We start from the raw sequence: 6,576 nt of genomic DNA, 5'->3' as shown, positions 1-6,576 counted from the left end.
CGACCAACCCCGCCGCGCCCACCGCCAGCCACGGGCCGTACCGGACGATCACGGACCCCCTCGTGCTGGACGAGTCGAGCTGGCCGGCCCCGCCGACGGCACCGAGAGGGCCGGAGGCCAGGTGCTCGGTCCCCGATCCCGGACCGGCCGGCGGTCCCGTCACCAGGCGCCCCACGGAGTCGTCGGTGCCGAAGCCGGAGTCGAGCAACAGTGCTGCCTGTTCCCACGGCGACGCGGGCACACGGGTGCCGTCGAGAAGAACCACCGCCAGTCGTCGCCCGTCCCGCTCGGCCGCCCCGATGAACGTGTGTCGGGCGTCGTCGGTGAAGCCGGTCTTGCCGCCGATCGCACCCGGGTAGTTGTAGAGCAGCTGATTGTCGTTGGCCAGCTCGAAACCCGGGTTGACCACGGTCCCGTCCCCGCGTGTGGTCGGACCGGTGAGGGCCGGCGCGGAGGCCGGATCGGGTGCGCCCGCGCCCTCTCCCGCGGGATACCCGGGGAACCCGGACATCTCTGTGCCCACGATGCGGGCGAACCCGGGGCGGGTCATGGCGTCGCGGAAGATGAGCGACAGGTCGTACGCCGTCGACATCATCCCGGGCCCGTCCAGACCGTTCACGGTGGCGGCGTGGGTGCTCACGGCGCCGAGCCCGGCCGCGTGGGCGTTCATCGCCTCCAGGGTCTTGTCGACCCCGCCCATCCGCCGCGCGAGCACGAGGGCGGCGTCGTTGCCCGACGACATGAGCAGGCCTCGCACCAGGCGGTCGACCGAGTACTGACCGCCCGGGCCGATACCCACCAGGCTGCCCTCTGCGCCCAGGAGGTCCTCGTCGGTCACCTCGATGACGCGGTCCTCGTCCAGGGTGTCCAGGGCCACGGTGGCGAGCAGGGTCTTGATCAGGCTCGCCGGGCGGTAGCGGCCATGGGGATCGCGTGCGGCCACCACCTCGCCCGTGTCCAGATCCGAGATCATCCACGCGCTGGCGGTGACGTCGCGGGGCACCTCGAACCCGTCCGGCGCCACGACGTCACACCCGGCCAGGGCGTCGCCGCCTGCAGGCGTCTCGGGCACCGGAGGAGGCGCGGGCGAGGACCGACCGGGCAGAGGGACCTCGGATTCGTCGACGGGTGCGGGCGGGGAGGTGCGGTACGGGCACCCGGTGAGGTCGCGGGGGGTGTCGAAGTACTCGAGCGAGGTGGTCGACGGCAACACCGCGGCCGGGGGAGGCTCGGTGAGTGCGGTCGATCGCTCAGGCTCCACGGCCGTAGCGGGACCGGCGAAGGCGAGGGGCCCCACTCCCACGAGAGCGGCCGTGACGAGGCCGACGGTTCTCAGCGCTGGGCGACGTCGTGGGCGGGTCACGGGTACCGAGTCTACGTCCGGGCGGGACCGTTCCGGACGGGACCCGCCCGGGGGTGTGGCCCGCGTCTGCGTCGGATTTGTGCTCGGCAGGCGCGGGTGCGGATGGGCGTTCCCACCGCAGGCGCTCCTCTCGATGAACTCCCGCGGTCACTTCGGCGCACGCGGGCGTTCATCGACGGGGGCGGATGTTGGGGAGGAGGGCAGGCGCGGGTGCGCTTCCGGCAAATACCAGCGGGGCCGCACCCTCCGCTCAGGGAAGGTGCGGCCCCGCCGGGGAGACCGGGGAAGGTCAGCGCGCGAACAGCAGGGCGCGCTTGACCTCCTGGATCGCCTTGGTCACCTGGATGCCGCGGGGGCACGCGTCGGTGCAGTTGAAGGTCGTGCGGCACCGCCAGACCCCCTCGGCGTCGTTGAGGATCTCCAGACGCTCGGCGGCACCCTCGTCACGGGAGTCGAAGATGAACCGGTGCGCGTTGACGATCGCCGCCGGGCCGAAGTACGACCCGTCCGCCCAGAACACCGGGCACGAGGTCGTGCAGCAGGCGCAGAGGATGCACTTGGTGGTGTCGTCGAAGCGGGCCCGGTCCGTCTGGGACTGGATCCGCTCGGCGGTCGGCTGGTTCCCGGACGTGATGAGGTACGGCATGACGTCACGGAACGACTTGAAGAACGGCTCCATGTCGACGTACAGGTCCTTCTCCACCGGCAGCCCGCGGATCGGGGCGATGGTGATGGTGATGGACTTGCCGTCCTTGGGGAGCATGTCCTTCATGAGGACCTTGCATGCCAGGCGGTTGACCCCGTTGATCAGCATGGCGTCCGACCCACAGATGCCGTGTGCGCACGACCGGCGGAACGCGAGGCTGCCGTCGATGTAGTTCTTCACGTACATCAGCAGGTTGAGCAGACGGTCCGACGGCAGGGCCGGGACCTCGTACTCCTTCCAACCCGCCGAGTCCGGATCCTCCGGGTTGAACCGGGCGATCTTGAGCGTGACCATGGTGGAGCCGGGCGGCACCGGGCGGTTCGAGCCCGGGTCCTTGCCGTCGGTGGCCTTGGTGGTGTCGACTGCGGTGGTCATCAGTACTTACGCTCCATCGGCTCGTAGCGGGTCTGCACAACCGGCTTCCAGTCCAGCCGGATCTCGGAGAGGAGGCCGAGGCCGTCCTTGAACGCCATCGTGTGCTTCATGAACTCGTCGTCGTTGCGGTCCGGGTAGTCCTCGCGGGCGTGTCCGCCACGGGACTCCTTGCGGTTGAGCGCTCCCACGACCGTGACCTCCGCCAGCTCCAGGAGGAAGCCCAGCTCGACGGCCTCGAGGAGTTCGGTGTTGAACCGCTTGCCCTTGTCGCTGACGGTCACGTCGGCGTAGCGCTTCTTCAGGGCGCGGAGCTCGTCACGGGCCTCGGTGAGCGACTGCTCGGTGCGGTACACCGACGCCTTGTCGTCCATCATGGCCTGCATCTCGGTCCGGATGTCGTTGGCGTTCTCCGCGCCGTGGTCGGCGAGCATGCTCTCCATCCACTCACGGACCATCTTCTCGGGCTCCTCGGGGAGTTCGACGAAGTCGTGGCCTGCAGCGTAGTCCGCGGCGGCGATCCCCGCCCGGCGGCCGAACACGTTGATGTCCAGCAGCGAGTTGGTGCCCAGGCGGTTGGACCCGTGCACGGACACGCACGCGCACTCGCCGGCGGCGTAGAGACCGGGCACCACGTCGTCGTTGGTGCGGAGGACCTCACCCTTGACGTTGGTCGGGATTCCGCCCATGACGTAGTGACAGGTGGGGAACACCGGGACCAGCTCGGTGACCGGGTCGACACCCAGGTAGGTGCGGGAGAACTCGGTGATGTCGGGGAGCTTCTCCTCGAGCACGTCCGCGCCGAGGTGGGTCACGTCGATGTAGACGTAGTCCTTCTCGGGCCCGGCGCCGCGGCCCTCGCGCACCTCGAGGACCATCGAGCGGGCGACGATGTCACGCGGCGCGAGGTCCTTGATGGTGGGGGCGTAGCGCTCCATGAAGCGCTCGCCGTCCGCGTTGCGCAGGATGCCGCCCTCGCCGCGGACGGCCTCGGAGATGAGGATGCCCAGGCCCGCGAGTCCCGTCGGGTGGAACTGGTGGAACTCCATGTCCTCCAGGGGCAGGCCCTTGCGGAAGACCACGGCCATGCCGTCACCGGTGAGGGTGTGGGCGTTGGAGGTGGTCTTGAACATCCGTCCCGAACCACCGGTCGCGAAGACGGTGGCCTTGGAGTGGAAGACGTGAAGGTCGCCGGAGGCGAGCTCGTAGGCGACGCACCCGGTGGCGACGGGGCCCTCGGGGGTCTCGGTGAGGCAGAGGTCCAGCACGTAGAACTCGTTGAAGAACTCCACGTTGTGCTTCACACAGTTCTGGTAGAGCGTCTGCAGGATCATGTGACCCGTGCGGTCGGCGGCGTAGCAGGCCCGTCGCACGGGCGCCTTGCCGTGGTCGCGGGTGTGACCACCGAAACGACGCTGGTCGATCTTGCCCTCGGGCGTGCGGTTGAACGGCAGGCCCATGTTCTCCAGGTCGATGACCGCGGTGATGGCCTCCTTGGCCATGATCTCCGCGGCGTCCTGGTCGACGAGGTAGTCGCCGCCCTTGACCGTGTCGAACGTGTGCCACTCCCAGTTGTCCTCCTCGACGTTCGCGAGGGCGGCGCACATGCCGCCCTGGGCGGCGCCGGTGTGGGAGCGGGTGGGGTAGAGCTTGGTGAGGACTGCGGTACGGGTCCGCGGGCCCGACTCGATGGCCGCGCGCATGCCTGCGCCGCCGGCGCCGACGATTACCACGTCGTACTGGTGCTGGTGGACCTGACGATCGGTCATGGGATTCTCAGTGCTCGCTTTCGAAGTGGAACGGTCCGCAGGCGTCGATCAGACGTCGTAGGCGAGGCCGAAGAGGGCGTAGGTGCCCAGGGCCAGGACGAGGACGGTCGCGGCGATGAGGATCGCGTTGAGCCAGAACCGCGTCGAGTCCTTGCGCGAATAGTCCGCGATGACCGTCCGGACGCCGTTCGCGCCGTGGAGCTGTGCCAACCAGAGCATGAGGAGGTCCCACGTGGCCCAGAACGGGCTCTGCCAGCGATCCGCGACGTAGGCCCAGTCGATGCGGTGGACTCCCTCGTCGATCATCAGGCCCACGGTGAGGTGGCCGAGCGTGAGGATGACCAGCGCGACGCCCGAGGCGCGCATGAAGATCCACGCGGTGCGCTCGAAGTTGCCGCGTGAGCGCAGGCGCGGGGAGCGCGGCTGGGCGAGCGAGGCGGGGCGATCGTATGACGTCTGGAGAACAGGTGCGTCTGCCATGGTGATCGTTCTCCTTAGATGTGCTGGAAGAGAAGGAAGAGGAGGCGGGCGGTCGCCGCGGCGAAGACCACGACCCAGATCGCCAGGACGGCCCAGAGCATCTGGCGCTGGTACTTCGCGCCCTTGGACCAGAAGTCGATGGCGACGATGCGCAGACCGTTGAGTGCGTGGAAGAGGACCAGCGCGACCAGGCCGACCTCCAGGAGCCCGACGATCGGGGTCTTGTACGAGTCGATGACCGCGTTGTAGGTCTCCGGGCTCACCGTGACGAGCGAGGTGTCCAGCACGTGCACGAAGAGGAAGAAGAAGATCGCCACGCCCGAGATGCGGTGCGCGACCCACGACCACATCCCCGGGTCACCCTTGTAGATGCTGATCTTCTTATTGGGGGCCGGACGCGCCGGCGCCTGCGCAGTACTCATGGGCTTGTCGTGCCTCCGAATCGTCTGGGCGTGGTGCCATCGGCGCGCGTTCCCTGCCCGAGAGCACAGCGGGCGCCTACTAGGACTTTAGACCTGAGAGGACGCGGACGAGAAGCAGGGTGGGTACGGTGGTCCGAACGGGTAATGCCTGTTAGGGGACCCTAATCAAAGTTGCCGGAGGGTAGAAAAGGGTGTCTGTCAACGAAACCGCAGCACAGAGGAACGCGGCCCGCAGCGGTTTGCGCGAAGCCGCGCTGGCGGCCGCCCGGAACGCCTACCGGCCGTACTCAGGATTGGGGGTGGGGGCCGCCGCCCTGGCGTCGGAACCCGGCGGCGACGAGTGCAGGATCGTAACCGGGTGCAACGTCGAGAACGCCTCCTACGGGCTCACACTCTGCGCGGAATGCTCGCTCGTGTCCGACCTCCACCGCACGGGTGGCGGGAGACTGCTCGAGCTCGTCGTCGTCGGCCACGACGGTGACCCGCTCTCACCGTGCGGGCGGTGCCGCCAACTCCTCCACGAACACGGCGGCCCGGACCTGGTCGTCCACACCGCCCGCGGCCCCGTCCGCCTGGGCGAGCTCCTGCCGGACGCCTTCGGGCCGGAGGACCTGACGTGACCCGGTCGATCGACGCCGTGCGGATCATCGAGGCCAAGCGCGACGGCAACGAGCTCGACGACGACGAGATCGCCTGGATCGTCGACGGGTACACCCGCGGTGTGGTGCCCCCCGAGCAGATGTCCGCGTTGGCGATGGCGGTTTACTTCCGGGGCATGACCGATCGCGAGATCGCCCGCTGGACCGCGGCGATGGTCGACTCCGGCACCCGGTTGGACCTGTCCGACCTGACGCGCGCCGGTCGTCGCGTCCCCACGGTGGACAAGCACTCGACCGGCGGTGTGGGCGACTCGGTGACGCTCGTGCTGACCCCCCTGTTGGCGACCTGGGAGCTGGCGGTGCCCCAGCTCTCGGGGCGCGGGCTCGGTCATACGGGAGGGACCCTCGACAAACTCGAGGCGATCCCCGGTTGGCGCGCCGACCTGGACGCCGCCACCAGGCGCCGGATCCTCGAGGAGACCGGGGCCGTGATCTGCGCGGCCGGAGCCGATCTCGCGCCCGCCGACCGGGCCCTCTACGCCCTACGGGACGTCACCGGGACCGTCCCGTCCATCCCCATGCTGGCGGCGTCGATCATGAGCAAGAAGATCGCCGAGGGCACGGGCGCGCTGGTGCTCGACGTCAAGTGCGGATCCGGTGCCTTCCGGCCCGACCGCGCGGATGCGGACGAGCTGGCCCGGGTGATGGTCGCCATCGGCACGGCCGCCGGCGTCCGGACCAGCGCCCTGGTGACCGCCAACCACACGCCGCTGGGTCGGGCGGTGGGCAACGCCCTCGAGGTGGCCGAGTGCGTCGAGATCCTCGACGGGGGTGGCCCGCCCGACATGGTCGATCTGACCTGCGC

General features: G+C 69.3%; 7 protein-coding genes. 2 read left to right on the top strand and 5 right to left on the bottom strand.

All coding sequences use genetic code 11. The annotated features are described in order from the left end of the window. From G6020_RS03075 to sdhC, 5 genes are all read right to left on the bottom strand, one after another. Positions 1-1,261: serine hydrolase (locus G6020_RS03075; protein WP_347238293.1), on the bottom strand; the 1,261-nt coding region annotated here is incomplete at its 3' end. Positions 1,262-1,652: 391 nt separating this feature from the next. After that, positions 1,653-2,444, bottom strand: coding sequence for a succinate dehydrogenase iron-sulfur subunit (locus tag G6020_RS03070; RefSeq protein WP_179524744.1), 792 nt, complete (start codon positions 2,442-2,444; stop codon positions 1,653-1,655). Then, positions 2,444-4,210 (bottom strand): succinate dehydrogenase flavoprotein subunit, encoded by a 1,767-nt coding sequence (gene sdhA / locus G6020_RS03065; protein ID WP_182609617.1) that lies wholly within the window; start codon positions 4,208-4,210, stop codon positions 2,444-2,446. Before sdhA ends, G6020_RS03070 begins: the two co-directional genes overlap by 1 nt. Positions 4,211-4,258: 48 nt before the next feature. Further along, positions 4,259-4,690: a succinate dehydrogenase hydrophobic membrane anchor subunit gene (locus G6020_RS03060; protein WP_179524745.1), complete on the bottom strand. Its 432-nt coding sequence runs from the start codon at positions 4,688-4,690 to the stop codon at positions 4,259-4,261. A gap of 14 nt (positions 4,691-4,704) precedes the next feature. Further along, a complete protein-coding gene (sdhC, locus tag G6020_RS03055; protein ID WP_182609616.1) occupies positions 4,705-5,112 on the bottom strand; it encodes a succinate dehydrogenase, cytochrome b556 subunit in 408 nt (135 codons plus the stop codon). 191 nt (positions 5,113-5,303) lie between these two features. Here sdhC and G6020_RS03050 point away from each other — a divergent pair, with 191 nt between their 5' ends. Further along, on the top strand, positions 5,304-5,732 hold the full coding sequence (locus G6020_RS03050; RefSeq protein WP_182609615.1) for a cytidine deaminase: 429 nt from the start codon (positions 5,304-5,306) through the stop codon (positions 5,730-5,732). Further along, positions 5,729-6,576, top strand: an 848-nt coding sequence (locus G6020_RS03045) for a thymidine phosphorylase (RefSeq protein ID WP_182609614.1), incomplete at its 3' end; no start/stop codon positions are given. The genes G6020_RS03050 and G6020_RS03045, both read left to right, overlap by 4 nt.

This window comes from Dietzia sp. B19, assembly GCF_014145155.1.
Classification (GTDB): domain Bacteria; phylum Actinomycetota; class Actinomycetes; order Mycobacteriales; family Mycobacteriaceae; genus Dietzia; species Dietzia natronolimnaea.
The sequence above is the reverse complement of the archived record's forward strand: the minus strand, read 5'-3'. Positions and strand labels throughout refer to the sequence as shown.

Coding starts and splice junctions, on each gene's coding strand:
- G6020_RS03070 (WP_179524744.1), bottom strand. CDS start 2,444: ATGACCACCGCAGTCGACACCACCAAGGCCACCGACGGCAAGGACCCG.
- sdhA (WP_182609617.1), bottom strand. CDS start 4,210: ATGACCGATCGTCAGGTCCACCAGCACCAGTACGACGTGGTAATCGTC.
- G6020_RS03060 (WP_179524745.1), bottom strand. CDS start 4,690: ATGGCAGACGCACCTGTTCTCCAGACGTCATACGATCGCCCCGCCTCG.
- sdhC (WP_182609616.1), bottom strand. CDS start 5,112: ATGAGTACTGCGCAGGCGCCGGCGCGTCCGGCCCCCAATAAGAAGATC.